Origin of the sequence: Sphingomonas sp. SUN019 (assembly GCF_024758705.1) — a bacterium.
Lineage (GTDB): Bacteria > Pseudomonadota > Alphaproteobacteria > Sphingomonadales > Sphingomonadaceae > Sphingomonas.
In genome coordinates, this window is the sequence record NZ_CP096971.1 from 1572018 (window position 1) to 1597545 (window position 25528).

Here is a 25528-nt window from a genome sequence, read left to right on the forward strand (position 1 = left end):
CCGACCCGCTTCGCCACAATTACGACGATGCCGAGCAGCAGCAACGACCACACCACGCGGTGCGCCAGCACCTGCAATGTCGGAACGCCGTTCAACAGTCTGAGATACAGCGGCAGGATTCCCCACAGCGCATACGCGCCGATGCCGAGGAACAGGCCGCTACGGGTTTGATCGGTCATGCGCGCGCTCTGAAGCGTGGAGCGCGACGCGGCAACCTAGTCTGGCTTTATAGCGGGTTGCTTTAAATGTAGCACATCGTCGTTGCGAGCGTAGCGAAGCAATCCAGTGTTTCGCCCACCACCCTGGATTGCTTCGTCGCTACGCTCCTCGCAACGACAATCCGGATTTACGCATGACGATCTAACGACGCGAAGCGTGCGTCGGGCGTGGTTCAGCCGCTGACGGCTTCGTCCGAGGCATGTTCGCGCGCCGCGATCGTTGCGGCCTCGCGGGTTTCGCGCATCACGCGGGTGCGTTCGGCGCGTACCGCCATCGCTTCCCACGACCGTGCGGCGCGATCGGCGCGTTCGCGCACGTTGTCCAGCGTCGCAGCTTCGGCATTCGCACGCTCGGCATCCGCGCGGACCCGGTAGAAATGGGCGTCGTCGGCCATGTGCGATACTCCTGAAAGCTGGGGACAAAAGTAAAACGGCGGCCCCTTTTCAGGAGCCGCCGTCATGTGGCAGGCTTAGTCAGCCGCCGAGAGATTCACCGCAGCCATCTTGCCGCGACGATCTTCTTCGAGTTCGTAGGTCAGGCGCTGGTTCTCGCTCAGCGTGATCATGCCCGCACGCTCTACAGCGCTGATGTGCACGAACGCGTCGTTCCCGCCGCCATCCGGCGAGATGAAGCCATAGCCCTTGTCGGCGTTGAAAAACTTGACGGTGCCGGTAGCCATATTGAATTCCTTCTCGATCGGCGGCCGAATGTCGGCCACCGGGTGCAGTGGTGCAGGGAAAGAAGGAAGAAGGAGCCGCAAAGCGCCCGTAGCCCGTCGATATGCGACTCTTGCAAGGTGTATATAGGCGCGCGGACCCGAAACCGCAACCTCCACCTCAATCCGCGAACAACAGCACCGGCGTTTCCAGATACTTGCGCAGCGCCTGGACGTAGCTTGCCGCGTCCCAACCATCGACCACGCGGTGGTCGCAGCTGATCGACAGGTTCATCAGCTTTGCACGCACGATGTCGTCACCCTGAAACACCGGACGCTCGACAATCTTGTTCGGCCCGATGATCGCGACCTCTGGCCGGTTGATGACCGGCGTCGTCGCCACGCCACCCAGCGGCCCCAGCGACGTGACGGTGATCGTCCCCCCGCCCATCTCGGTCGGCGCCAGCTTGTTCGCCCGCGCCGCCTCGGCCAGCCGGGTAATCTCGGTCGCGAGCTGCCAGACGTTCCTATCCTGCGCATCGCGAATCACCGGCACGGTCAGCCCCGCATCGGTCTGCGTCGCCATGCCGAGATGGACGCGGCCCGACCGCGTCACCACGCCCGCCTCGTCGTCATACCGCGCATTGAGCATCGGGAATTCGGGCAACGTGCGGCAGATCGCGACGATCAGCAGCGGCAGCATCGTCAGCTTCGGCCGCCCCCCGCGATTCGCGTTCAGGTCGGCGCGCATCGCCTCCAGCGCGGTCACGTCGATTTCGTCGACATAGGTGAAATGCGGGATATTGCGCTTCGACGCCGCCATGTTCTCCGCAATGCGCCGCCGCATCCCGATGACCTTGACCTGCTCGTCGTCGCGCGCGCGGCTGGCGTGGGGCGCGTGGTAGCCCTGCCCCGAACCATAACGCAGGAATGCGTCAAGATCGGCGTGCCGGATGCGGTCGGAGTCGGACTTTACTTGCGACAAGTCGACGCCAAGGTCCGCCGCGCGAGCGCGCACGGCGGGCGAGGCGAGTGCCTTAAAATCCTCCCCGGCACGGGGAGGGGGACCGGCCGCAGGACGGTGGAGGGGCAGCCCAACGGGGCCATCGCCTGTGGCTGCCCCTCCACCACCGACTTCGTCGGCGGTCCCCCTCCCCGTTCCGGGGAGGACTTGAGCATCCTCAACCCCCGGATTCTCCGCCTCATATTGCTCCGCCGTCTCGGCCTGCGCAGCGCTTGCGGGTGCAGCCTTCACCCCGCCCGAAACCGCCCCCAGCGCAGGCGCCTCCTCTGCCGACACGTCCGCCGCATCGGTTTCGATCACCACCAGCGCCGCGCCGATCGACACCTGATCGCCGACCTCGCCCGCCAGCTCGACGACCGTCCCCGACACCGGTGATTCCATTTCGACCGTCGCCTTGTCGGTCATCATGTCGGCGATCTGCTGATCTTCCTCGACCCGGTCGCCGACCGCCACGTGCCACGCGACGATCTCGGCCTCGGAAATGCCCTCGCCGATATCCGGCAGCTTGAAAGTGAAACGCGCCATCGACAATCAGTCCTTCAGAATCTTTTTCAGCGCCTCGCCGATCCGCACCGGCCCCGGAAAATACGCCCATTCCAGGCTGTGCGGATACGGCGTGTCGAAGCCCGTCACGCGCTCGATCGGCGCCTCCAGGTGATAGAAGCACCGCTCTTGCACGATCGCCGACAGCTCCGATCCGAAGCCCGACGTCCGCGTCGCCTCGTGCACGATCATGCAGCGCCCGGTCTTCTTCACCGACGCCTCGATCGTCTCGATGTCGAGCGGCACCAACGTGCGCAGGTCGATGACCTCGGCATCCACGCCCGCCTCGGCGATCACCGCCAGGCAGACATGCACCATCGTCCCGTACGCCAGGATCGTTAGCGCTTCGCCCGCGCGAACCACCTTCGCCTTGCCCAGTTCGATCTTGTAGTAACCGGTCGGCACCTCACCGGCCGGGTGCTGCGACCAGTTCTGCGTCGGCTTGTCCCAATACCCATCGAACGGCCCGTTGTAGATGCGCTTGGGTTCGAAGAAGATCGTCGGATCGTTATCCTCGATCGCCGCGATCAGCAGCCCCTTCGCGTCATACGGCGTCGCGGGAATGACGGTCTTCACGCCCGAGATATGCGTGAAGATGCCCTCGGGCGACTGGCTGTGCGTCTGCCCGCCGAAGATGCCGCCCCCGAACGGCGAACGCACCGTGATCGGCGACGTGAACTCCCCCGCGGACCGATACCGCAACCGCGCCGCCTCCGACACAAGCTGGTCGAGCGCCGGGTAGATGTAGTCGGCAAACTGGATTTCGGGCACCGGCCTGAGGCCATACGCCCCCATCCCGACCGCGACGCCGATGATGCCGCATTCGGTGATCGGCGTGTCGAACACGCGCCGCTTGCCGTATTTCGCCTGCAGCCCGGCGGTCGCGCGGAACACGCCGCCGAAATAGCCGACGTCCTCGCCCATCACGATCACGTCCGGATCGCGCGCCATGACGACGTCCATCGCGGAATTGATCGCCTGGATCATGTTCATGCGGGTGGTTTCGCCCGCCTCGCCCGCTTCGGCCATCACGCTCACTTCCGGTCCCACGGCCGACCGCTCGCGGTCTCTTCGGCCAGCATTTGCGCCTGCTGCTCGCGAAGATGCCACGGCATCTCCTCGAACACGCCGTCGAACAGCGTATCCAGCGGCTGGTGCAGCCCGTGCCCCAGGATGCCGTTCTTCTCGGCCTCCTTCTGCGCCGCCTTCACCGCCTCGGCGAGCTCCTTGTCCTGCGCGACGTGCCGCTCCTCGTCCCATTCGCGGAGAGCAATCAAATGATCCTTCAACCGCCGGATCGGATCGCCCAGCGGCCACGCATTCGGCTCCCCCGCCGAGCGATACTGCCCCGGATCGTCCGAGGTCGAATGCCCCTCCGCGCGGTACGTGAAATGCTCAATCAACGTCGGCCCGGCATTGGTCCGCGCGCGCTCGGCCGCCCACAAGGTCGCGGCATAGACCGCCAGCGCATCGTTCCCGTCGACCCTGAGGCCGGCGATGCCATAGCCCACCGCCCGCGCCGCAAAGGTCGTCGCCTCCGCCCCCGCAAAGCCCGAAAAGCTGCTGATCGCCCACTGGTTGTTGACCACGTTCATGATCACCGGCGCACGATAGACAGATGCAAACGTGCAAGCGGAATGGAAATCCCCCTCCGCGGTGGAACCCTCCCCGCACCACACCGCCGAAATCCGCGTATCGCCTTTCGCCGCGCTGGCCATCGCCCAGCCCACCGCCTGCGGATATTGCGTCGCCAGATTGCCCGAGATCGAGAAGAACCCGGCCTCCTTCACCGAATACATGATCGGCAATTGCTTGCCCTGCAGCCGGTCGCCCTTGTTCGAATAGATCTGGTTCATCATGTCGACCATCGACCAGTCGCGCGCGATCAGCAGGCCCTGCTGCCGATAGGACGGGAAGCACATGTCGTCGCGGTCCAGCGCATAGGCCGCCGCCACCGCCACCGCCTCCTCGCCGGTGCATTTCATGTAGAAGCTGGTCTTGCCCTGCCGCTGCGCGCGGAACATTCGTTCGTCGAACGCGCGCACCAGCGCCATGTGCCGCAACATCGCACGCAGCCGATCGGGGCTGAGCTTGGGATCCCACGGCCCCACCGCCCGCCCGTCGTCATCCAGCACGCGGACGAGCGTATAGGCCAGATCGGTGAACCCGCTCGCCGCATCCGCAGTATCGGGCCGCCGCGCGGACCCGGCAGGCGGCACGTCGACCGCCGCGAAATCGACCGCATCGCCGGGGCGGAACTTCGGCTCCGGCACGTGCAGCGACAGCGGTTGCAGATTGGTGCGGGTGTCCGCGGCCATGCTCTCTCCAGATGGACTCGAAGGGGTCCGGTAAACGCGAGGGAGCCTGTTAGAAAGTTTCAAGTGATATGACTAGGGCCGGGTTCAGCGCGGCAAGCGCCGCGCAGAACCCGGCCCGGCCGGCGCGGCCAAAGCCGCGACCGACGACACGGGATTTACTCCCGTGTCCGGCCCGACGTGATGAACTCCCCACCACACACCCGGCATTAACCCCACCCTGCTACCGTAAGCCCACAAAGCTTTCGAAAGTCACTGACCATGACGCCCAGACAAGCCACCGATCGCCGTATCGCCGACAACCGCGCACAATATCGCGGCCCCGACCGCCGCAGCGGAACTGACCGCCGCCTCGCCGCGGAGTCGATCAAGGCCCCCGAACAGCGCGAAGGACCTGGCCTCATCACCTGGCTCCTGATCGCCGCCATCGGTTTCCTGCTGGTCGACGCCCTGATCTGGAACAGCCACTACCGCCACATTGGAATGGCCGCGATCACCGCCGAAGCCGCATCGATCCGCGCCTGGAGCGACGACGCCTGGCGCTCGGCAGGAGCGTAGCGCGGGGATGCCGGTTATTGGTGGGAGGCGGACATTCCGGCGATCACCAGAAAGCAGCACGCAGCCCGATCCAAAGCGGCAGTGCGAAGAGAATGACGGCGGCGCAAGCGATGACGGGCGCAATTCTCGCTACCACAACGGGCTCGCGACCTAAGATGCGACTGGTTAGATACCCCGCGATAAGGCAGTATAGAATTGCTCCACGAAACACGCCCCGCACACCAACTTCGCAACCGGTTTGCGCAAACGACAAAACACTACAAGCAGTGCCGTGTAGCTCAATTTGTGGCGGAACCACGAAGAAAGCGAGAAGTGCAAGCGCAGCGATGACGCCATGTATGCGACCGGGTGTGATCAGGCTCATGGCGGGAACATTGTCCAGCCAACGAATGTCCGCAAGTAGGCGTTATCAGACGCGCGCTTTCCTACAGACCGGCACCCATGTTATCTCCCCCGAGACGCCTAGACATCACGCTCTTTCACATCGCCGGTCAGCATCATCCGGAAGGCGCGTTTCGTGTGAACTTGTGTGAACTTTGGCCGCATCCGGCTGCGCGGCGCGACCGGCCCGACAACCCGCCATCGTCTCAACATTCTCAACATTGGGATAGCGATTGACTCCCGCCACGATAGGAACAAAGTAGGAACAATCGTCCCCCAGCCCGAGTCGTGCCCACCCGTGTCAGTGTCCCACCCCGGCGTCATACAGGAACTTCGCGAGACGCTGCGCGCCATCGAGGGCGACGGACACAAGCGTCGCGAGACGCTGCCGTTCGGGGTTTCCGCGCTCGACCAGCGGCTCGCCAGCGGCGGCCTCAGGCTCGATGCGCTGCACGAGATCGCCGCCGCCACCCCCGATCCCGGCGACGATGCGTCGGCTACGTTGTTCATGGCCGGGATCGCGGCGCGCGCCTGGGGACCAGTATTGTGGGTCGTGCGCCGCCGCGACCTGTTCGCGCCCGGCCTCTATCAATCGGGCCTGTCGCCCGAACGCGTGATCTATGCCGAGGCGGCCGACGATGCCGAGCTGCTGGCGTTGATGGAAGAAGGCCTGCGCCACCGTGGCCTCGGCGCGGTAATCGGCGAGGCGAAGCGCGCCGCGACCGCCTCCACCCGCCGCCTGCAGCTCGCCGCGGAGGGCGGCCGCACGATCGCTTTGCTGATGAAACGCCATGCGCGTGAAGGCGCCGACCCGTTCGGCGTGCCGTCGGCCGCGATCACCCGCTGGCGCGTCGCGTCGGCCCCGTCGTCGCCGCTCCCCGTCGAGGGCATCGGCCGCGCGCGCTGGGCCTTGAACCTCGTCCGCCAGCGCGGCGGCGATCCCTTCGAACTCACGCTGGAGGCTGCCGATGAAACGGGTCGCCTCGCTCTACCTGCCGCACTGGTCGATCGATCGCGTGCTGCGGGCCGGGCGACGCCACGCGCCGCCGCCTGACCGGCCGCCCGTGGACCTCGCCGCGCTCGAAGCCAGCGCGGCCGCCGAACGCGCAGCGCAGTGCGATGCCCCGCGCAACACCGGCTGGCGTCCCGGCGCCAAATGGGCGCGGGCGGAGGTGGCGCGCCAGATCGAATCGCTCCCCGCACACCAACGCCCCCCGATGCGCGAACTCGGGCGGCGCAGCGAGGCCGCCGGCATACCGTTCAAGCGCCTGCCCGGCGACGACGGCAACAAGGCGAGCGGCTGGGTCTCGCCCGCTACACATGCCGCCCCGGCAACGCCCAGATCACCGGTGGCCGCCAACCCCGCCGCGCTCGTTACCGCGCAAAAGATCGGCAGCCGCATTGAGATCGCCGCCGCCAGCCCCGCCGCGCGTGCGCTGGGCCTGATCCCCGGCATGGCGCTGACCCAGGCGCGCGCGTCGGTCCCGGGCCTGATCGTGCACGATGCCGACCCTGAGGGCGACCGCGCCGACCTTGAACGCCTGGCCACCACGCTGGCCCGCCGCTGGTGCCCGGTGGTCGCGATCTCCGACGACGACGGCCTGTTACTCGACCTGACCGGGGTCGCGCACCTCCACGGCGGCGAGGAAAAGATGGCGCGCCGGATCGTGCGGTTATTGGCGCGGGCAGGCGTCCGCGCCCGGATCGCGGTGGCCGACACCACCGGCGCGGCCTGGGCGTTCGCGCGTTTCCCTGCCCAACGTCATTCCCGCGCAAGCGGGAACCCACGGCCCGCGGCCGCCGACAATACCACCGACGTGCTTCCTAACAGCCACTCCGCCATGGGTTCCCGCTTGCGCAGGAATGACGGCGTTTGTTTGATTGGCGCGCGAGAACACCTCCCCCACCTCGCTCCGCTCCCCGTCGCCGCGCTCCGCCTTGACCCCACCGCTACCAACCTGCTCGCCCGGCTCGGCGTCGACACGATCGGCGAGCTGCTGGCCATTCCCCGCGCCCCGCTCGTCCAGCGCTTCGGCCGCGCGATCGTACAGCGGCTCGATCAGGCGACCGGCGCCGCGGCCGAACCGCTCGATCCCGTCGTCCCGCCGACCGCGATCCACGTCGAGCGCCGCTTCGCCGAACCGATTGCCACGGCGGACGCGATCGGCCACTGGCTGGCCGGTCTTGTCACCGACCTGACGCTCGCCCTCGCGAAAACCGGTCAAGGCGCCCGCACGATCCTGTTCGTCGCCGAACGCGTCGATTCGACCACGCAGACGCTCCGCATCGGCCTCGCCCGCCCGACTCGCGACGCGCCCCACATCCTGCGCCTGATCGCGCGCCGCATCGAAGAGGTCGACCCCGGCTACGGCATCGACGCGCTGGCGCTCCACGTCCGCCGCGCCGACCCGCTCGGGGCCGAACCCTTCGGCGCGCAACTGGCAAAGGACCACGCCCCCGATCTCGCCCCGCTGGTCGACACGCTCGCCAACCGCATCGGCCCCGCCCGGCTATGGCGGCACCGTCCGGTCGAAAGCGACGTGCCCGAACGCAGCGTTGCGCCGCTTCCGCCGCTCGACCCGCCCGACCGCGACGCCCTCGTGCTCAGGCTGCACGACGTCCGCCGCCTCGACGATCGCCCCGCCGATCACCCCTGGCACCCGCGCTGGCCACGCCCCGCCCGGCTGCTTCGCCGCCCCGAGCGGATCGACCATGTGATGGCGGAGTTACCCGATCAGCCCCCGCGCCGCTTCACCTGGCGCGGCGTGCGTCATGAGGTCGTGCGCGCCGATGGCCCGGAACGGATCACCGGCGAATGGTGGCGCAGCACCGCCGAGCGCGACGCAGTGCGCGACTATTTCGCGGTCGAAAACGCCACCGGCCGCCGCTTCTGGCTGTTCCGCCGCGGCGACGGCATGCGCCCCGAAACCGGCGACCTGACCTGGTTCATCCACGGCGCGTTCGGGTGATACGTTCAGCGCCGCGCGTCGATCGCCGTCAAATGCCCTTGCGCGGCATAATGGAGAATCTTTTCATCGGAAGTGACAAGCGCACAGGACAACGCCCGCGCCGTCGCGATCATGATGCGATCACACGGATCACCGTGAATTCTTCCCGGCAGACTACCTGCATCGCGCGCCATCGCGCCCGTCACTGCGGCCTCGTATGCGCCGACGCTACGAATGCTCGTATCGAGCCAGGAGCCAAGCGGCATTTCCAGCGTAAACCGTCCCTTGTCGACCAGCATCGCGATTTCCCATGAAACCATCGCCGACACCCTGCGCTCAGTATCGCGTTTGATCGATGATCTTGCCTCTCTGCCCAGCCGCCGATCATCACCGACCAGCCAGACCAAAACCTGCGTGTCGAGCAGGATCATCAGCGCTGATCACCTGGCGGTGCGGGCAAGCCGCGCTCGTCCCACTTCGCTTCCCATTTCGCTTCCCAATCAGGATCGATCGGTTCGTCGAGATTCCCGTGCACGGTGAACGTGCCCTTCATACAACCGAAGATGCTGGCGATGCGCGGCGCTTGCTCGCGTTGCGCCATAAGCGTGATCGACGCTTTCCCGCGCCGCGTTATTGTCAACGATTCACCGTTGCGCTCCATCTCGTCGATCAGTCCAAGGCATTTTGCCTTGAATTCGGTCGCCGGAACCATCTTGCCCATGATCCATCCTTTCAACTGACCATCTCACATAGTCATTTCGGGCCGTGAAGTACAGCGAGCTCCAGGTCACGACTCATTTCTCGTTCCTGCGCGGCGCGTCGGCCCCACAGGATCTGTTCGAGACCGCCGCCAAACTCGGCATCCCCGCGCTCGGCATCGTCGATCGCAATTCGGTCGCGGGCGTCGTCCGCGGCCTCGTCGCCGCGGAGCAGATCAGCGCGCAGGGCACACCGATGCGGATGGTCGCAGGCTGCCGCCTCGACCTCGTCGATGGCACCTCATTGCTCGTATGGCCGGAGGACCGCGCGGCCTGGAGCCGCCTCACCCGCCTCCTCACGCTCGGCAAGGCGCGCGCCGATCCGCAGCACGGCGAGAAGGGCCAATGCTTCCTCCACTGGGAGGACGTCGCCGCGCACGCCGACGGCCTGGTCGCGGCGCTCGTCCCAGACCTCCGCGACATCTGCACGCAAGATCGCCCTCTACGATGGATGGCCGACGTTTTCGGTCGGCGCGGTCACGTCTGCATGACACATTATCGCCGTTCGGGTGAAGCCCTGCGACTCCATCGCCTAGACGAAGCTGCACAACGTTTCGGACTGACCCCACTCGCCACCTGCGACGTGCTCTATCATTCGCCCGACCAACGGATGCTGCAGGACGTCGTCACGGCAATCCGGCAGAAATGCACGATCGACGACCTCGGACATCGCCGCGAACGAAGTTTCGATCGTCATCTGCAAAGTCCGCGCGAAATGGCGCGCCGCTTCCGCCACCATCCGGAAGCGATCACCGCGACCGAAGCGATCGTCGAGCGCTGCACCTTCTCGCTTCGCGAACTCGACTATCAATATCCCGACGAGCGCGTGATGACCCGCCAGACGCCACAGCGTGCGCTGGAACGGATGGCGTGGGACGCGTTGAAAAAGCTGTTCGCTGGCGGCAAACCGCGCGCCTACCGCCGCTTGCTCCACAAGGAACTGAAGCTCGTCCACAGGCTTTCCTACGCGCCCTATTTCCTGACGGTCCACTCGATCGTCGAATATGCGCGCAGCCAGAAAATTCTTTGCCAGGGTCGCGGATCGGCGGCCAATTCGCTCATTTGCTATGTGCTGAAGGTCACATCGATCGATCCGGTGAAGCACGAATTGCTGTTCGAACGCTTCGTCTCCGGCCAGCGCAACGAGCCGCCCGACATCGATATCGATTTCGAACACGAACGCCGGGAAGAAGTGATCCAGTGGATCTACGACACCTACGGCCGCGATCACGCCGCGCTGACCGCGGTCGTCAGTCGCTTTCGCACGCGCGGCGCGGTACGCGAAGTCGGCAAGGCGCTCGGCATTTCAGAAGATGTGACGAGCGCGCTCGCTGGTCAGGTGTGGGGCTGGTCGAACGAAGGCGTGCCCGACGCGCACGTGGCCGCACTCAATCTCGACCGCAGCGAACGGCGTCTGGCGCTGACGCTGGATCTGGCGAAGCAATTGCTCGGCACGCCGCGGCATCTTTCGCAGCATCCCGGTGGTTTCGTACTCACCCGCGACCGGCTCGATCATCTGGTGCCGATCGAACCCGCCGCGATGGTCGATCGGCGCGTCGTCGAGTGGGAGAAGCTCGATATCGAGGAACTCGGCTTCATGAAGGTCGATATTCTCGGCCTCGGAATGCTCGGCTGCATGCGACGCGCGTTCGATCTGCTCGCGCAGCACAAGAACCAACACATCACGCTCGACGCGAACATCCTCCAGCGCGACGACAAGCCAACGTTCGAGATGATCTGTCGCGCCGATACATTGGGGGTGTTTCAGATCGAAAGCCGCGCGCAGATGTCGATGCTGCCGCGGATGCGACCCGAGAATTTCTACGACATCGCAATCCAGGTAGCGATCGTACGTCCCGGTCCGATCCAAGGCGACATGGTCCATCCCTATCTCAAACGCCGAGAACAGCAGCGCGAAGGAAAGGTCGCAATCGAATATCCCAGCCCGAAACTGCGCGCGGTATTGAAGAAGACGTTGGGCGTGCCGCTGTTTCAGGAACAAGCGATGCAGGTCGCCATTCTTGGGGCCGGGTTTTCCCCTCTCCAGGCCGACGGACTGCGCCGCGCGATGGCGACGTTCAAAATGACCGGCGGCGTCGGCAAGTTTCAGAAGCCGCTGATCGCCGGTATGCTGAACAACGGCATCGTACAGGATTTCGCCGAACGGCTGGTGAAGCAGATCGAGGGGTTCGGCAGCTATGGCTTTCCCGAAAGCCACGCGGCCAGCTTCGCCAAGATCGCCTACGCTTCATGCTGGATGAAATGCCACCACCCCGACATATTCTGCGCCGCGCTGCTGAACGCGCAACCGATGGGGTTCTACGCACCTGCGCAGATCGTCCGCGATGCGCGCGACCACGGCGTCGACGTGCGGCCGGTGTGCGCGCTGGAGAGCGAATGGGATACCAAATTGCTGTCGTCCGACCCCGTCATCCCCGCGAAAGCGGGGATCCATAATCACGTCATCAGTAATGGGATCGATAGTGCAGCGACGATGGATCCCCGCCTTTGCCGGGATGACGATCGTAAGAACAATAAAGCGTGCACATTGTCCCTCCGGCTGGGGATGCGCATCGTCACCGGGCTGTCCGCCGATCACGCCGGCCGCATCCTCGTCGCGCGCGAGGAGCGGCGGTTCATCTCGATCGAGGACGTCTGGCGGCGATCGGGCGTGCCGCTCGCCGCGCTGGAGAAACTGGCGACTGCCGATGCGTTTCATGCGCTCGGGCTCGACCGGCGGCAGGCGCTCTGGGCGATCAAGGGGTTGGGCGAAACGCCGCTCCCGTTACTCGCGACGATCGAGCGGCGGGAGCCGTCGGTCACGTTGAAGGCCCTGACCGCGGGGCGCGAGGTGGTGGAGGATTACCGCGCGACGCAACTGACGCTGCGCGCACATCCGCTAAGCTTCCTGCGCGGCGAACTGACGCGGCGACGGATGACCCGCTGTGGTGATCTCTCCACCACCGAGGACGGGCGGCACGTCGAGGTCGCCGGGATCATCCTGGTACGGCAGCGCCCCGGCTCGGCGAAGGGCATTCTGTTCATCACGATCGAGGACGAGACCGGCATCGCCAACGGCATCCTGTGGCCCGACCGGTTCGAGGCGCAGCGCCGCACCGTCATGTCCGCCGCGATGGTCAGCATCAAGGGCCGCGTGCAGAAGGAGGGGATCGTGATCCATGTGATCGCCGACCTCATCACCGATCTGACGCCGCTGCTCAGGCAGGTCGGCGACATCGATCTTCCCCGAATGACCTCCCCCGGCGATAGCGCGACGCATCCTGGCGCGCCCGATCGCGGCGATGCGGGCTGGCGTCCGAAAGGCCGCACCGACTACCATTTCCGCGAACGGCCTGAGGACGTGATCCCGATCCGCAGCCACGACTTCCATTGATAAAGCGCATGACTTAGTCTGCCCGTACAGGAGAGCGTCATGGCCGCAGCAGCACTCGTCCCGGACCCGTCCGATAAGGCCGCATTCGACGCCGCGATCGTCGATCCGGACAGCTATGCGCATGAGGAACGCTATCACGCGATCTTCAAGACGTTGCGGGATGAGGCCCCGGTCTATTGGTGCGAACCCGCGGGATATCGCCCGTTCTGGACCGTCGCGCGCCACGCCGACATCATCCGCGTCGAGCTCGATACCGACACGTTCCTGAACGACCCGCGGCTGACCCTGTCGTCGATCGCCGACGAGGAACGGGTGAAGGCGATGACCGGCGGCAGCGACAAACTGACGCGCAACCTGGTCAGCATGGACAATCCCGACCACCGGCACTTTCGCAGCATGACGCAGGGGTATTTCTCGGCGAAGCACATGCGGCGGCTGGAGGATCAGATCCGCACGCTTGCGCGGCAGAGCGTCGACCATATGGCGGCGCTGGGTGGCGAGTGCGATTTCGCCGCCGACGTCGCGATCTGGTTTCCGCTGCGGGTCATCATGATGACGCTCGGTGCGCCGCCCGAGGACGAGAAGTTCCTGATGAAGATCACGCAGGAGGTGTTTGGCGCGCAGGATCCCGACACGATGCGGCCCGAGAACGTCGGGGGGCTGTTCGCGACGATCGCGGAGTTCAACGCCTGGTGCGACCGGATCACCGACGACCGCAAGACCAATCCCCGCGACGACGTATCGACGATCATCGCGAATGCGACGCTGACCGACGGATCGCCGATGCGCAATCTGGAGGCGATGAGCTATTACCTCATCATCGCGGCGGCCGGACACGACACCACCAGTTCGTCGTCGTCGGCGGGAATGCTGGAGCTGATCCGCAACCCGGACGAGATGGCGAAACTGCGCGCCGATCCGTCGCTGCTGCCGAACGCGGTCGACGAATTCATCCGCTGGTCGTCGCCGGTGAAGCATTTCTTCCGCACTGCCGCCCGCGACACCGAGGTGGCGGGGGTGAAGATCAAGGCTGGCGACGGGCTGGTGATGGCCTATCCGTCGGCGAACCGAGACGAAGCGGTGTTCGCCGATCCCTTCGCCTTTCGCGTCGACCGGGCGGAGGCGCGCAAGCATCTTGCGTTCGGCTACGGCCCGCATCTGTGCCTGGGGCAGCATCTCGCCAAGATGGAAATTCGCATCCTGTTCGAGGAATTGTTCGCGCGGTTCGAGGGGTTCGAACTGACCGGCGAACCGGCGTGGACACGATCGAGCTTCGTATCGGGCATGAAGCGGATGCCGATCCGTTACCGCGCTCGTTCTTAGTCAACGAATCGCATAGCGCTCCTGAAAGGCGCGGATCACGCCGTTGGTCCAGCCAAAGCCGTCCTGTGTCGGATATTCCCCGCCGCTACCCGCGCGGCTGCGTTCGACGTCGTATTTCTCGAGCAATTTGCCCGACGCGCGATATTCGCGCTCGGCGGTGGCGACGAAGCGCGACGCGATCTGCTGCGCCAGATCGTCGCGGCCGTAACGCCGCAGGCCATCGGCGGCGACCCATTGCAGCGGCGCCCAGCCGTTGGGCTTGTCCCATTGCTGCCCGGTGTCGACCGTCGTCGTGCGCAGGCCGTTCGGAGCGAGCAAATCGCGCGCGATCGTCGTCGCGACGCGGGCCGCGCGATCGGGCCGGGCAAGACCGGCAAACAGCGGATAGACCGTCGCCGCGGTGATGCCAGGGCGCACCTTCTGCCGCTTCATGTCCCAGTCGCCGTAGCGCCCGCCCGCATCGTCCCACAGCCAGTTCTCGATCGCGCGCCCGCGGGTGGCGGCCAGCGCGGCAAAGCGGTCGACGCACGCCGCATCGCCCGCCCCGCGACAGCCGTCGGCGATCGCGCGCTCCAGCCCCCAGAGCAGGCTGTTGAGATCGACCGGCACGATATTGGTCGTGTCGATCGTCGTCAGCGTTCGCCCGTCGGCCAGCCAACGCGAGGAATAATCCCAGCCGCTTTCCGCGCCCGCGCGCAGGTGGCGATAGACCTCGGGCAGCGGCCGTCCGCTCGCCTTCGCGGTCTCGACATCCTCGCGCCAGGATTCGTCGCGCGGCGTCTCGCGCGCATCCCAGTAGTGCTGGAGTTCGGCCCCGTCGGGGGTAATGATGCTGCGTTCCGGCGTGGTCCAGTACGCGTGTTCGCGCCGCAGCGCCGTCAGCCGCCGCGCCTTCACCGCAGGGTCCGTGGCGCGCGACAGACCCATCATCAGGTACAGGAACGGCGGCTGCGAACGGCTGAGATAATAGGTCCGCGCGCCGTTCGGGACATGGCCGTAGCGTTCGACCAGCGATACGAAATCGTCGATCATCCCCTCGATCAGCGCATCCTGCCCGTCCGCGCGCAGGCCGAGCATCGTGAAATAGCTGTCCCAGTAATAAATCTCGCGAAACCGTCCGCCCGGCACGACGAACGACCGCGGCAGGGGAAGCGCGGTCGAACCGGGGCCGGGCTGCACCGGCGGACGCGTCAGTTGCGGCCAGAGCACTCGGATATGCTCGGCGAGCGGAGGGCGGGCGGCGTCCGCGGGGGCGGCGCGGTCGGACGGCACGTCGAAATTGACGAGCACGAACGCCCGCAAGGCGTCATCAGTCGCGAAATCCCCCGCGGCGTAATCGCGCATGATCGCTGCGACCGGGCGACGCGGCGTCGCGTCGACGAAGGTCTTGCCGTCGGGAAAGATACGCCGCTCCTGCACCGCCGCAAACAATGCGCCGTAGGTGTCGGCGGGCGTCGCGACCTGCGCCGCGGACGCGACCGGCGGCGTCGCGGGGACGGTCGCACACCCGGCCAGCGCGAGCACCGCGAACGATTGCAGAAAACGAATGTTGAGAATGTTGAGACGCTGGCGCGTTTTTCCGGCACGCCCCACGCCGTCATCGATGCGGACAGGATCGGCGAAAGGCGCATTCTCGGTCATCGCCGCACCAAAGCACAGGTCGCCGTCTGTAGGAAAGCGCGGTTTCCGGTGGTGCGCAGATCAATAATCGACCGGCACGTAATAGGCGCCCTTGCTGTCGTAATGCCTGCCGTCGACCGTCAGCATCCAGTCGCCCCACGGATCCTTCGGCCCGATCGACAGCGACGCGCCGCACACCGGTTTCTCGAAATAGCTATACCATGATCCGGCGCGCGACCGGCCGTAGACGTCGATCGCCTGACCGCCGCGACAGGCGGCGGACGGGGCCGTCACGACGAACTGCGAATCCGGGCCGTCGTAGATCTGCATCTTTCCGAAGCACGCCTTGGGGTGCTGGCCATGTTTCAGCCCATCGGCCCTGGCGATCGCGCGGCCCTCGGTCACGACCGGTCCGGCGCAGGCGACCGCAATCGCCTTGCCCCGCGGCGTCATCGCGGCGGGGGCGGCGATCGGGATAGCTGCGAGGACGGCGGCGAGCGGGGCGACGATCAGGATCGGGCGCATCGGTCATTCTCCCGGAGTCGGTGGCGCGCGACGCCGACACCGCGCATAATCGCGGTTCGAGGCGCGGGCGAACCGGTCATTCGGGGGATGATGCGCGTACCGATGGACGGAGGCGATGATGACGCATGCGCATATGACGGTCGCGATCGTGCCGAGCGGCGATCTCGACGCGAGCGAAGCCTTTTATCGGCGGCTCGGCTTCAGCGTCGACAGCGACTACGGCCACTACCGCATCCTGTCCGACGGCCGCGGCTGGCACCTGCACCTGACCCGCGTCGACGGCTGGCCTGCGAATGTGGAGGACAATCCGTTCGGGTTGTATTTGTACGTCGACGATGTCGATGCGGTGGCCGACCGCGTGCGCGACCTGATCATCGAACCGGGATCCCCGCATTTGAAGCCGTGGGGCACATATGAGTTTGCAGTCAGCGATCCGAGCGGGGTGCTGGTGCGGATCGGGCGGGTTATGGATTGATGGCCGTCAAGACGGCATGAAAGCGGGTCGGGCGAGGTCAAAGTTCACACAAGTTCAGACGAAACGCGCCCTTCGCGTCACGTTGGCCGACGATGTGAAAGGCGCGACATTTGGTTGTCCTGCGGGAAGTAATACGAGTGCCGGTCTGTAGGAAAGCCGTGCGCTCAGCGCTTTCGCAACGCCCGTTTGCGGTCATCAACGATAGAGGCTGAAGTACGCTGTTGCGCTCGGTTCGCAGGTGGAACAATGTAGTTCGTAACATGGTTGGCCGGGATGAATTTCTTTCCGCAAAACGACCGCCCCGGCGATCAGAGTGCACGTTTGCGTGTAGCTCTGACATATCTCTGGCGGCACAATCGCCTGCCCAATCTGGCAAATCCCACGCTATTCACCGAGCTGGTCCAGCTTCGCAAATTGCGTGATCGCGACCCCCGAATGCCCGCGATGGCCGACAAGGTAGCGGTCAAATCGGTTGTGGCCGCTCAATTGGGACGCGAATGGGTCATCCCGATGCTATGGTCGGGGGATTTGCTACCTAGGCATTTTCCGTGGGAATGTCCGGTGGTCGTCAAATCGCGCCATGGCTGCAATCAAAACGTATTCGTCCGTCACGGGCCGTCAGACTGGAGCGCCGCGCGCTTTTCGTCCGCGAGATGGATGACCCGCGATTATGGTTGGTGGCTGGACGAGTGGCTCTACGCCCACATTCCGCGGGGGCTGCTGATCGAGCCCATGATCGGGAACGGCTCCGATCTGCCGATCGACTACAAGATCTACGTGTTTGGCGGGCAGGCGACGCACGTTCAGGTTCACCTCGGTCGCGAACGCAACCATCGCTGGGTGATGCACGATATGAATTGGCGCGCGATCGCGAACAACGCGCCATCGGTGCGCCGACCAACGGCCCTCCTGGCAATGGCGGCCGCAGCCGAACATCTGGCGGAAGGCTTCAGTTTTGCACGAGTTGATTTTTACCAACCGAGTGACCAGCCACTTTTCGGCGAAATCAGTTTTTATCCTGGATCAGGGCTGGACGTCTTTGACCCGCCGGAACTCGACGGTGAAATGGGCCGGTTATGGCTCGAGACAACGGCCCTCGCGGCGTGTCAAACCGCTATCGGAAGCAAAATCAATGCGGCAGCACGAGCGTAAGTAACGATCGCGCCTCGTAATAACCGAAAACGCCGATTTCCACCGACAGCGGTCATCCCCATTTTGCGCGGGGTCGGCCTAGAGACCGCCTCACATCCTCGCCACGGTCTGTTCGATCACCCCGAAGATCGGATGATGCCGGTCATCCTCCGCCCAGATTCGCACCGTGTCGCCCGCCTTCAGGAAGGGCGTCACGGGCGCGCCGGTGTTGATCGTTTCGATCGTGCGGACCTCCGCCAGGCAGGAATAGCCGACGCCGCCGTCGGCGATCGGCTTGCCGGGGCCGCCGTCGGCGTCGCGGTTCGAAACGGTGCCGGAGCCGATGATCGTGCCTGCGCCGAGTTTGCGCGTCTTCGCGGCGTGCGCGATCAGCGTACCGAAGTCGAACGTCATGTCCTCGCCCGCCTCGGCGCGGCCAAACGGCTGGCCGTTCAGGTCGACCATCAGCTTGCGGTGGAGCTTTCCGTCCTTCCACCAGTCGCCCAGACTTTCGGGCGTGACGAACACCGGCGACATCGCGCTGGCGGGTTTGGACTGGAAAAAGCCGAAGCCCTTGCCCAGTTCGCCGGGGATCAGGTTGCGCAGGGACACGTCGTTGGTCAGGCCGACGAGCAAAATCGCATCCAGCGCCTGTTCGCGCTTCGCGCCCATCGGAACGTCGCCGGTGACGACCACTACCTCCGCCTCTAGGTCGCAGCCCCAGGCCTCATCAGCCAGCGGAATGTCGTCGCGCGGCCCCAGGAACCCGTCCGATCCGCCCTGATACATTAACGGGTCATGCCAGAAGCTGTCGGGCATCTCCGCCGAGCGCGCCTGACGCACCAGCGCGACATGGTTCACGTAGGCCGATCCGTCGGCCCATTGATACGCGCGCGGCAGCGGCGCGGCGGCGTCGCGTTCGTGGAAGCGGCGCATCGGAATCATCTCATGCGCCAGATCGGTCGCGAGATTTTCCAGCGCGGGGGCGATATTGGCCCAATCGTCCAGCGCGGCCTGCAATGTGGGCGCGATATGGCTCGCATCGGCGCACCACGCCAGATCGTCCGACACCACGACGAGCTTGCCGTCGCGCCCCCGTTTTGGATCGGCCTGTTTCAGGCTGGCCAGTTTCATGCGCTTCCTCTCTTTGTCCTGCACCGACCCTAGACCTGTGATCGCGTGCGCGGAAGGCGTCGCGTAGGGGACCGGCGCGGCCATAACAAAAGTTACTTGACCCTCTGCGGCCCGCCCGCGACAAGCGGACGAAACATCAACAGGATATATCCATGTCGCTCGACACGCTGCCCGGCCGCTTCGCCTATAACGAGGATCACGAGGCGTTCCGCCAGACCGTGCGCAGCTTCCTGATGAAGGACGGCGTGCCGCACGTCGACCAGTGGGAGAAGGACCGGCTGGTGCCGAAGTCGTTCTGGCGCGCGGCGGGCGAGATCGGGATGCTGTGCCCGACCGCGCCCGAGGAGTATGGCGGGCTGGGGCTCGATTTCGGCTACAATGCGATCGTCAACGAGGAAATGGCCTATGCGGGCGTCCCCGCGGGCTTCTCGCTCCAGTCGGACATCGTCGCCGGCTATGTCGAGCATTACGGCAGCGAGGAGCAGAAGAAGGAGTGGCTTCCCAAGATGGTCTCGGGCGAGATCGTCACCGCGATCGCGATGACCGAGCCGGGCACGGGCAGCGACCTGCAATCGATCCGCACCACCGCGAAGAAAGACGGCAATCACTACGTCCTGAACGGCAGCAAGACCTATATCACGAACGGCCAGAACACCGATCTGACGCTGGTCGTGGCGAAGACCGATCCGACCGCGCAACCGGCGTATAAGGGCATGTCGATCATCCTGGTCGAAAGCGACCGGGAGGGGTTCAAGAAGGGGCGCAAGCTCGACAAGATCGGGCAGGATTCGGCCGATACGTCGGAATTGTTCTTCGAGGACGTCCGCGTGCCGATCACCAATTGCCTGGGCGAAGAGGGCATGGGCTTTATCTATCTGATGAGCCAGTTGCCGCAGGAACGGCTGTCGATCGCGGTCGGCGTGCAGGCGTCGGCGCAGAAGGCGTTCGACGAGACGGTCGAATTCACCAAGGACCGGAAAGCGTTCAAAGGCACCGTGTTCGATTTCCAGAACACCAAGTTCGTGCTCGCTGATCTGAAGGCGAAGCTGCAGGTGGGCTGGGCGCATCTCGACTGGGCGATCAAGCGCCATCTGGCGGGCGAGTTGACCAACGAGGAGGGGGCCGCGGCGAAGCTGTGGCACACCGACCTGCAATGGGAGGTGATGGACAAATGCCTCCAGCTCCACGGCGGTGCCGGCTACATGAACGAATATCCGATCGCGCGCGCATGGCGCGGGGCGCGGGTCAGCCGGATTTACGGGGGCACGAACGAGATCATGAAGGAGGTTATCGCGAGGAAGCTGTAGTCGCAGGCGAAGGCGCGGCTACGCCCGCGCCGATCGCTTGAGCGAGCGCCAAGGCCAGACGGCGGACGGCGACAACCCGATCCGGCAGTCGGCCTGTCCCCGCAACGCCTTGACTTTTTGCATCGCACCATGCAAACGCCGCTTCATCGAGGCGTATGCAGCGTGATCGGGTGTAACAGCCCCGGCTCCGCCTCGGTCGATTCCACGGGCTTCCCTATCACGCGGGGTGTCATATTCCCCCGCCGTTCGTGTGTCGTTGGCGCGCGTGCCCGGCATCTATTCGGATTCCAATTTCATGTCTTTCGCACAACTCGGCCTGGCCGAACCTCTGGTCCGCGCGCTCGCCGCCAAGGGCTATGAAACACCTACCCCGATCCAGAAGGACAGCATCCCGCTGTTGCTGGAGGGTCGCGATCTGCTTGGCATCGCGCAGACCGGCACCGGCAAGACCGCCGCGTTCGTGCTGCCGTCGATCCAGCGCATGGCCGAACAGGGCAAGCGCGTCCTGCCGACGCATTGCCGGATGCTCGTGCTGGCCCCCACGCGCGAACTCGCCAGCCAGATCGCGGAAAGCGCGCGCGGCTATGGCCAGTTCTCGAAACTGTCGGTCGCGACCGTGTTCGGCGGGACCAGCATCAACAAGAATCGCAACGACGTACGTCACGGCGTCGACGTGCTGGTCGCCACGCCGGGCCGGCTGATCGATTGCGTCGAACAGGGTTTCCTGAACCTGTCGATGGTCGAGATCCTTGTGCTCGACGAAGCCGACCAGATGATGGACTTGGGCTTCATCCACGCGCTGAAGAAGATCGTGCGGATGGTCCCGCGCAAGCGTCAGACCTTGTTCTTCTCCGCCACCATGCCGGTCGCGATCCGCGAATTGGCGTCGCAGTTCCTGCATGAGCCCGCGACCGTCTCGATCAAGCCCGCAGCGACCACCGCCGAGCGCGTCGACCAGCAGGTGATCTTCTGCAACCAGTCGGAAAAGCAGGCGCTGCTCACGATGGTGCTGCAGGATAACGAGGTCGAGCGCGCGCTGGTCTTCACCCGCACCAAGCATGGCGCGGACCGCGTCGTGAAGCTGCTGGCGGGCAACGGCATCGCCGCGAACGCGATCCACGGCAACAAGAGCCAGCCGCAGCGTGAGCGCGCGCTGGCCGCGTTCAAGTCGGGCGAGGTGACGATCCTGGTCGCGACCGACATCGCCGCGCGCGGCATCGACGTGTCGGGCGTCAGTCACGTCATCAACTTCGAACTGCCGAACGTCGCCGAGCAATACGTCCACCGCATCGGGCGGACGGCGCGCGCCGGGGCCAGCGGCATCGCGATCGCCTTCTGCGCCGACGACGAGAAGCCGTACCTGCGCGATATCGAGAAGACCACGCGCCAGAAGGTGCCGGTCGAGGCGCTGCCCGACGACTTCATGCGTCGTGCCGACGCGATCAAGGCGACGCGCGTGAAGGCGATCGGCGCCGATCCCGCCCCGCGCGAGGATCGTCCGCGTCAGCAGCGCGGACCTGCGCGTCCGCGTGCATCGCATTCGCCGCAGGCGACGAGCGGTGGGCGGCAGTATGCCAACGCCAGCCGTCGTGGCGGCGGTGGCGGTCAGGGCGGCGGCGGGGGCCACGGCGGTGGCGGCCGCAGCCGCGGTGGTCAGGGTCGTCCCGGCGGCGCATCCGCGGGGCGGTAAGCCTTCTACGATCCTCCCCTGCAAGGGGAGGTGGCAGGCGAAGCCTGACGGAGGGGTGTCGCGCTATCGAGAGGTCGACACCCCTCCGGCGCTACGCGCCACCTCCCCTTGCAGGGGAGGATTTGGGTTACAGGACGCTCAGCCATTCCTGCTCCGGCGCGCGTTTCGCGCGCGTCCGGTTGGCGAGGTCTTCGCGATCCTCCACCCCGATCGCAACGCCGCAGAACAGCATCCGTTCGGGCGGCGTCCCCAGAAATGCCTCGATCGTATTCGGATAGACCGCCCAGCATTCCTGCGGACACGTCGCCAACCCCGCCTCCACCGCCAGCAGCATCAGATTCTGCAGGTACATTCCCAGATCGGACCATTGCGGCGGCCCCATCCGGCGGTCGACCGTGACGAAATAGGCCGCGGGGGCGCCGAAGAACTGGAAGTTGCGCGCGAACCATGCGGCGCGGGCGCGCTTATCCTCGCGCGGGATGCCCAAGTGGCCGTACAATTCCTCCCCGACGCCGAAGATCCGGCCCTTGATCGTGTCGGACATTTCGAGCGGATAGATCTGGTAGCCCGGCTCTTCTTTCTCGCGCCGCTCCAGCTTGCCGCGCATGATTGCCTTCAGTTCGTCCATCTTCGCGCCCGTCACGATGTCGACGTGCCACGGCTGGATGTTGCCGCCGGTCGCCGCACGCGCCGATTTCAGCGCCAGTTCCTTCAGCACCACCACGTCCACCGGCGTGTCGAGGAACCCGCGCACCGAGCGCCGTTCACGCACCGCTTCACTGACATCCATCCGTCTCTCCACCCTCTTGCCGAACCCGGCGTTTTGCGTAACAGGATGCCGGGATAACATCTGTTATGGAGAGTCGGAAGATGCCCGAAGCCTATATCGTCGCCGCGGTGCGCACCGCCGGCGGCCGCCGCGGCGGAAAGCTCGCCGCCTGGCACCCGGTCGATCTCGGCGCGAAGGTGCTCGATGCGATCGTCGAACGCAGCGGCATCCCGCCCGAAGCGATCGAGGACGTCGTGATGGGCTGTGTCAGCCAGGGCGGCGAACAGGCCGGGCAGGTCGGCCGCAACGCAGTGCTGGCGTCGAAACTGCCTGAAAGCGTGCCCGCGGTGACGATCGATCGCCAGTGCGGATCGTCGCAACAGGCGATCCAGTTCGCCGCGCAGGCGGTGATGTCGGGCACGCAGGACGTGGTGATCGCGGCGGGCGTGGAAAGCATGACGCGCGTGCCGATGGGGTCGACCTACAAGCTGTTCTACGACGCCGGGCTCGGCAAGAACAAGTCGCCTGGGTTGGAGGAGAAGTATCCGGGGATCAACTTCAACCAGTTCATGGGTGCCGAGATGATCGCCAAGAAATACGGCTTCACCCGCGAACAGCTCGACGACTATTCGCTCGGGAGCCACCGCAAGGCGGTCGCCGCAACGCAGGCGGGGAAATTCGCCGACGAGATCGTGCCGCTCGACATCGACACGCCCAAGGGTGCCGAACAGCACACCAGCGACGAAGGCATCCGCTTTGACGCGTCGGCCGAGGGCATGGCGGGCGTGAAGAAGCTGAGCGAGACCGGCGTGCTGACCGCGGCCTCGTCCAGCCAGATTTGCGACGGCGCATCGGCGGTGCTGATCGTCAGCGAGGAAGCGCTGAAGAAATACAATCTCAAGCCGCTGGCGAAGATCAAGACGCTGACCGTGACTGCAGGCGACCCCGTTGTGATGCTGGAAGAACCTTTGTTCGCGACCGACAAGGCGCTGAAGCGCGCGGGCCTGACGATCGACGATATCGACCTGTATGAGGTGAACGAAGCCTTCGCGTCCGTCCCGATGGCGTGGCTGAAGCACACCGGCGCGAACCCGGACAAGCTGAACGTCAACGGCGGCGCGATCGCGCTGGGGCACCCGCTGGGTGCGAGCGGCACGAAGCTGATGGCGACTTTGGTTCACGAATTGCGTCGTCGTGGCGGGAAGTACGGGCTGCAGACGATGTGCGAGGGCGGCGGTGTCGCAAACGTGACCATCATCGAAAATTGCGACGCGGCGGCCTGAGCCGCCGCGTCGCCCCAGCGAAGGCTGGGGCCTCGTGCCGCGAGCGCACGCTTTGCGGCTTGAGACCCCAGCTTTCGCTGGGGTGACGGTTTATTTGAGGGGACATCTGACATGAAACTCGACAATACCATTTCCGCGGTCGTCACCGGCGGCGCATCGGGCCTCGGCGAAGCCACCGCGCGGCTGCTCGCCTCCAAGGGCGTGAAGGTCGCGATCTTCGACCTGCAGGAGGAAAAGGGCGAGAAGGTCGCGGGCGAGATCGGCGGCGTGTTCTGCAAGGTGAACGTTACCGAGGACGCATCGGTCGATGCGGGCTTCGCAAAGGCGCGCGCCGCTAACGGTCAGGAACGCATCCTGATCAACTGCGCGGGCACCGGCAATGCGATCAAGACCGCGAGCCGCAGCAAGGAAGATGGCAGCATCAAGCATTTCCCGCTCGATGCGTTCAACTGGCTCATCCAGATCAACCTGGTCGGCACGTTCCGCTGCATCGCCAAATCGGCGGCGGGCATGATGACGCTGGAGCCGACCGAGGACGGCGACCGTGGCGCGATCGTCAATACCGCCAGCGTTGCGGCGGAGGACGGGCAGATCGGCCAGGCGGCGTATTCCGCGTCGAAGGGCGGCGTCGTCGGCATGACGCTGCCGATCGCGCGCGACCTGATGGGCGAGAACATCCGCGTCAACACAATCCTGCCCGGCATCTTCAACACGCCATTGCTGGCCGCCGCGCCGCAGCCGGTGAAGGACGCGCTGTCGGCGTCGGTCCCGTTCCCGAAGCGGCTCGGCAATCCGGAGGAATATGCCGCGCTGGCATTGCTGATGGTCGAGAACGGCTATTTCAATGGCGAGGACGTGCGGCTGGACGGCGCGATCCGGATGGCGCCGCGCTGATACCGCGCTTGCACGCAAATTGATGTGTCATCCCCGCGAAAGCGGGGACCCATAACCCGCGGTCGCCGCAGACTCCACGCGCCGGTGTATTGCGCGTTCCGGTGATGGGTCCCCGCTTTCGCGGGGATGACGTTTGGTAGGATTTACCTCATGCCCCGCCCCGCCCCCTGGCGTCTTCTGCCCGCATCGTACCCGACGACCGAAACGATGCAGACGCGCTTCCAGGATCTCGATCCGATGGGGCATCTCAACAACGTCGCCTTCGCGGCCTTGTTCGAGAATGCGCGGGTGCGGTTCAATCAGCGGATGGGATCGATGAACCGCGAACGCGGGTTCCGCGGCGTCGTCGCGCAGAGCACGATCAACTACATCGCGGAGGGCAGCTATCCCGAGGATGTTGAGATCGCGACCGGAATCGGCGCGATCGGCAATCGCAGCTGGGAAATCCTGGCCGCGATGTTTCAGTCAGGCAAGATCATCGCGACCTGTGACACGGTGATCGTGATGACGTCGTCACCGGGAGAGCCGTTGCCGACGGCGTTTCGTCACCGGCTGGAGGAATTGCGGGTGCGCGAGGGCTGA

At 65.4% G+C, this 25528-nt stretch carries 24 protein-coding genes; 12 read left to right on the forward strand and 12 right to left on the reverse strand.

Annotated features, from left to right (window positions below; translation table 11 throughout):
• Positions 1 to 391: 391 nt before the first annotated feature.
• From M0208_RS07680 to M0208_RS07700, 5 genes are all read right to left on the reverse strand, one after another.
• Entirely contained in the window at positions 392 to 613 is a 222-nt protein-coding gene (locus M0208_RS07680) for a hypothetical protein (RefSeq protein WP_258891127.1), read from the reverse strand.
• A 75-nt stretch (positions 614 to 688) separates the two neighbouring features.
• A complete protein-coding gene (locus tag M0208_RS07685; protein ID WP_258893192.1) occupies positions 689 to 898 on the reverse strand; it encodes a cold-shock protein in 210 nt (69 codons plus the stop codon).
• A gap of 157 nt (positions 899 to 1055) precedes the next feature.
• Positions 1056 to 2423: a dihydrolipoamide acetyltransferase family protein gene (locus M0208_RS07690; RefSeq protein ID WP_258891128.1), complete on the reverse strand. Its 1368-nt coding sequence runs from the start codon at positions 2421 to 2423 to the stop codon at positions 1056 to 1058.
• A 6-nt stretch (positions 2424 to 2429) separates the two neighbouring features.
• Entirely contained in the window at positions 2430 to 3434 is a 1005-nt protein-coding gene (locus tag M0208_RS07695) for an alpha-ketoacid dehydrogenase subunit beta (protein WP_258893193.1), read from the reverse strand.
• A gap of 41 nt (positions 3435 to 3475) precedes the next feature.
• The gene (locus M0208_RS07700; protein ID WP_258891129.1) at positions 3476 to 4759 is read right to left on the reverse strand and encodes a 3-methyl-2-oxobutanoate dehydrogenase (2-methylpropanoyl-transferring) subunit alpha; all 1284 of its coding nucleotides are present in this window, start codon (positions 4757 to 4759) and stop codon (positions 3476 to 3478) included.
• 258 nt (positions 4760 to 5017) lie between these two features.
• On the opposite strand from M0208_RS07700, the gene M0208_RS07705 reads away from it, so the two are divergent.
• The gene (locus M0208_RS07705; protein WP_258891130.1) at positions 5018 to 5314 is read left to right on the forward strand and encodes a hypothetical protein; all 297 of its coding nucleotides are present in this window, start codon (positions 5018 to 5020) and stop codon (positions 5312 to 5314) included.
• 43 nt (positions 5315 to 5357) lie between these two features.
• On the opposite strand, the gene M0208_RS07710 is transcribed toward M0208_RS07705, so the two are convergent.
• On the reverse strand, positions 5358 to 5678 hold the full coding sequence (locus M0208_RS07710) for a hypothetical protein (protein WP_258891131.1): 321 nt from the start codon (positions 5676 to 5678) through the stop codon (positions 5358 to 5360).
• Positions 5679 to 5993: 315 nt separating this feature from the next.
• Here M0208_RS07710 and M0208_RS07715 point away from each other — a divergent pair, with 315 nt between their 5' ends.
• Complete coding sequence (locus tag M0208_RS07715) at positions 5994 to 6749, forward strand: ImuA family protein (RefSeq protein ID WP_258891132.1); 756 nt, start codon at positions 5994 to 5996, stop codon at positions 6747 to 6749.
• Positions 6664 to 8664: a DNA polymerase Y family protein gene (locus M0208_RS07720; RefSeq protein WP_258891133.1), complete on the forward strand. Its 2001-nt coding sequence runs from the start codon at positions 6664 to 6666 to the stop codon at positions 8662 to 8664. Before M0208_RS07715 ends, M0208_RS07720 begins: the two co-directional genes overlap by 86 nt.
• Positions 8665 to 8669: 5 nt before the next feature.
• Here the strand turns inward: M0208_RS07720 and M0208_RS07725 are convergent, their stop codons facing one another.
• Positions 8670 to 9074, reverse strand: coding sequence for a type II toxin-antitoxin system VapC family toxin (locus M0208_RS07725; RefSeq protein WP_258891134.1), 405 nt, complete (start codon positions 9072 to 9074; stop codon positions 8670 to 8672).
• The gene (locus M0208_RS07730) at positions 9074 to 9364 is read right to left on the reverse strand and encodes a type II toxin-antitoxin system Phd/YefM family antitoxin (RefSeq protein ID WP_258891135.1); all 291 of its coding nucleotides are present in this window, start codon (positions 9362 to 9364) and stop codon (positions 9074 to 9076) included. Before M0208_RS07730 ends, M0208_RS07725 begins: the two co-directional genes overlap by 1 nt.
• A 44-nt stretch (positions 9365 to 9408) precedes the next feature.
• On the opposite strand from M0208_RS07730, the gene M0208_RS07735 reads away from it, so the two are divergent.
• Both M0208_RS07735 and M0208_RS07740 read left to right on the forward strand, forming a co-directional pair.
• The gene (locus M0208_RS07735) at positions 9409 to 12795 is read left to right on the forward strand and encodes an error-prone DNA polymerase (protein WP_258891136.1); all 3387 of its coding nucleotides are present in this window, start codon (positions 9409 to 9411) and stop codon (positions 12793 to 12795) included.
• A gap of 39 nt (positions 12796 to 12834) precedes the next feature.
• A complete protein-coding gene (locus M0208_RS07740) occupies positions 12835 to 14118 on the forward strand; it encodes a cytochrome P450 (RefSeq protein WP_258891137.1) in 1284 nt (427 codons plus the stop codon).
• Here the strand turns inward: M0208_RS07740 and treF are convergent, their stop codons facing one another.
• Together treF and M0208_RS07750 are read right to left on the reverse strand one after the other, a co-directional pair.
• A complete protein-coding gene (gene treF / locus M0208_RS07745) occupies positions 14119 to 15759 on the reverse strand; it encodes an alpha,alpha-trehalase TreF (protein ID WP_258891138.1) in 1641 nt (546 codons plus the stop codon).
• A gap of 60 nt (positions 15760 to 15819) precedes the next feature.
• Positions 15820 to 16263, reverse strand: coding sequence for a hypothetical protein (locus M0208_RS07750; RefSeq protein ID WP_258891139.1), 444 nt, complete (start codon positions 16261 to 16263; stop codon positions 15820 to 15822).
• A gap of 118 nt (positions 16264 to 16381) precedes the next feature.
• On the opposite strand from M0208_RS07750, the gene M0208_RS07755 reads away from it, so the two are divergent.
• On the forward strand, positions 16382 to 16738 hold the full coding sequence (locus M0208_RS07755; protein ID WP_258891140.1) for a VOC family protein: 357 nt from the start codon (positions 16382 to 16384) through the stop codon (positions 16736 to 16738).
• A gap of 273 nt (positions 16739 to 17011) precedes the next feature.
• The gene (locus M0208_RS07760; protein ID WP_258891141.1) at positions 17012 to 17890 is read left to right on the forward strand and encodes an ATP-grasp fold amidoligase family protein; all 879 of its coding nucleotides are present in this window, start codon (positions 17012 to 17014) and stop codon (positions 17888 to 17890) included.
• Positions 17891 to 17980: 90 nt separating this feature from the next.
• On the opposite strand, the gene M0208_RS07765 is transcribed toward M0208_RS07760, so the two are convergent.
• Positions 17981 to 19003: a fumarylacetoacetate hydrolase family protein gene (locus M0208_RS07765; protein ID WP_258891142.1), complete on the reverse strand. Its 1023-nt coding sequence runs from the start codon at positions 19001 to 19003 to the stop codon at positions 17981 to 17983.
• Between the two features lie 152 nt (positions 19004 to 19155).
• Here M0208_RS07765 and M0208_RS07770 point away from each other — a divergent pair, with 152 nt between their 5' ends.
• Both M0208_RS07770 and M0208_RS07775 read left to right on the forward strand, forming a co-directional pair.
• Positions 19156 to 20310: an acyl-CoA dehydrogenase family protein gene (locus M0208_RS07770; RefSeq protein ID WP_258891143.1), complete on the forward strand. Its 1155-nt coding sequence runs from the start codon at positions 19156 to 19158 to the stop codon at positions 20308 to 20310.
• Positions 20311 to 20605: 295 nt separating this feature from the next.
• Positions 20606 to 22000, forward strand: coding sequence for a DEAD/DEAH box helicase (locus M0208_RS07775; protein ID WP_258893194.1), 1395 nt, complete (start codon positions 20606 to 20608; stop codon positions 21998 to 22000).
• Positions 22001 to 22127: 127 nt separating this feature from the next.
• On the opposite strand, the gene M0208_RS07780 is transcribed toward M0208_RS07775, so the two are convergent.
• Positions 22128 to 22790, reverse strand: a complete 663-nt coding sequence (locus tag M0208_RS07780; protein WP_258891144.1) for a nitroreductase — start codon at positions 22788 to 22790, stop codon at positions 22128 to 22130.
• 80 nt (positions 22791 to 22870) lie between these two features.
• Here M0208_RS07780 and M0208_RS07785 point away from each other — a divergent pair, with 80 nt between their 5' ends.
• From M0208_RS07785 to M0208_RS07795, 3 genes are all read left to right on the forward strand, one after another.
• Positions 22871 to 24052, forward strand: coding sequence for an acetyl-CoA C-acetyltransferase (locus M0208_RS07785; protein WP_258891145.1), 1182 nt, complete (start codon positions 22871 to 22873; stop codon positions 24050 to 24052).
• A 111-nt stretch (positions 24053 to 24163) separates the two neighbouring features.
• Positions 24164 to 24946, forward strand: coding sequence for an SDR family NAD(P)-dependent oxidoreductase (locus M0208_RS07790; protein ID WP_258891146.1), 783 nt, complete (start codon positions 24164 to 24166; stop codon positions 24944 to 24946).
• A 150-nt stretch (positions 24947 to 25096) separates the two neighbouring features.
• Entirely contained in the window at positions 25097 to 25528 is a 432-nt protein-coding gene (locus M0208_RS07795; RefSeq protein WP_258891147.1) for a thioesterase family protein, read from the forward strand.

Coding starts and splice junctions, on each gene's coding strand:
- M0208_RS07755 (WP_258891140.1), top strand. CDS start 16,382: ATGACGCATGCGCATATGACGGTCGCGATCGTGCCGAGCGGCGATCTC.
- M0208_RS07770 (WP_258891143.1), top strand. CDS start 19,156: ATGTCGCTCGACACGCTGCCCGGCCGCTTCGCCTATAACGAGGATCAC.
- M0208_RS07780 (WP_258891144.1), bottom strand. CDS start 22,790: ATGGATGTCAGTGAAGCGGTGCGTGAACGGCGCTCGGTGCGCGGGTTC.
- M0208_RS07785 (WP_258891145.1), top strand. CDS start 22,871: ATGCCCGAAGCCTATATCGTCGCCGCGGTGCGCACCGCCGGCGGCCGC.
- M0208_RS07710 (WP_258891131.1), bottom strand. CDS start 5,678: ATGAGCCTGATCACACCCGGTCGCATACATGGCGTCATCGCTGCGCTT.
- M0208_RS07795 (WP_258891147.1), top strand. CDS start 25,097: ATGCCCCGCCCCGCCCCCTGGCGTCTTCTGCCCGCATCGTACCCGACG.
- M0208_RS07765 (WP_258891142.1), bottom strand. CDS start 19,003: ATGAAACTGGCCAGCCTGAAACAGGCCGATCCAAAACGGGGGCGCGAC.
- M0208_RS07695 (WP_258893193.1), bottom strand. CDS start 3,434: ATGAACATGATCCAGGCGATCAATTCCGCGATGGACGTCGTCATGGCG.
- M0208_RS07720 (WP_258891133.1), top strand. CDS start 6,664: ATGAAACGGGTCGCCTCGCTCTACCTGCCGCACTGGTCGATCGATCGC.
- treF (WP_258891138.1), bottom strand. CDS start 15,759: ATGACCGAGAATGCGCCTTTCGCCGATCCTGTCCGCATCGATGACGGC.
- M0208_RS07740 (WP_258891137.1), top strand. CDS start 12,835: ATGGCCGCAGCAGCACTCGTCCCGGACCCGTCCGATAAGGCCGCATTC.
- M0208_RS07725 (WP_258891134.1), bottom strand. CDS start 9,074: ATGATCCTGCTCGACACGCAGGTTTTGGTCTGGCTGGTCGGTGATGAT.
- M0208_RS07750 (WP_258891139.1), bottom strand. CDS start 16,263: ATGCGCCCGATCCTGATCGTCGCCCCGCTCGCCGCCGTCCTCGCAGCT.
- M0208_RS07790 (WP_258891146.1), top strand. CDS start 24,164: ATGAAACTCGACAATACCATTTCCGCGGTCGTCACCGGCGGCGCATCG.
- M0208_RS07700 (WP_258891129.1), bottom strand. CDS start 4,759: ATGGCCGCGGACACCCGCACCAATCTGCAACCGCTGTCGCTGCACGTG.
- M0208_RS07680 (WP_258891127.1), bottom strand. CDS start 613: ATGGCCGACGACGCCCATTTCTACCGGGTCCGCGCGGATGCCGAGCGT.
- M0208_RS07760 (WP_258891141.1), top strand. CDS start 17,012: ATGAATTTCTTTCCGCAAAACGACCGCCCCGGCGATCAGAGTGCACGT.
- M0208_RS07690 (WP_258891128.1), bottom strand. CDS start 2,423: ATGGCGCGTTTCACTTTCAAGCTGCCGGATATCGGCGAGGGCATTTCC.
- M0208_RS07685 (WP_258893192.1), bottom strand. CDS start 898: ATGGCTACCGGCACCGTCAAGTTTTTCAACGCCGACAAGGGCTATGGC.
- M0208_RS07730 (WP_258891135.1), bottom strand. CDS start 9,364: ATGGGCAAGATGGTTCCGGCGACCGAATTCAAGGCAAAATGCCTTGGA.
- M0208_RS07775 (WP_258893194.1), top strand. CDS start 20,606: ATGTCTTTCGCACAACTCGGCCTGGCCGAACCTCTGGTCCGCGCGCTC.
- M0208_RS07705 (WP_258891130.1), top strand. CDS start 5,018: ATGACGCCCAGACAAGCCACCGATCGCCGTATCGCCGACAACCGCGCA.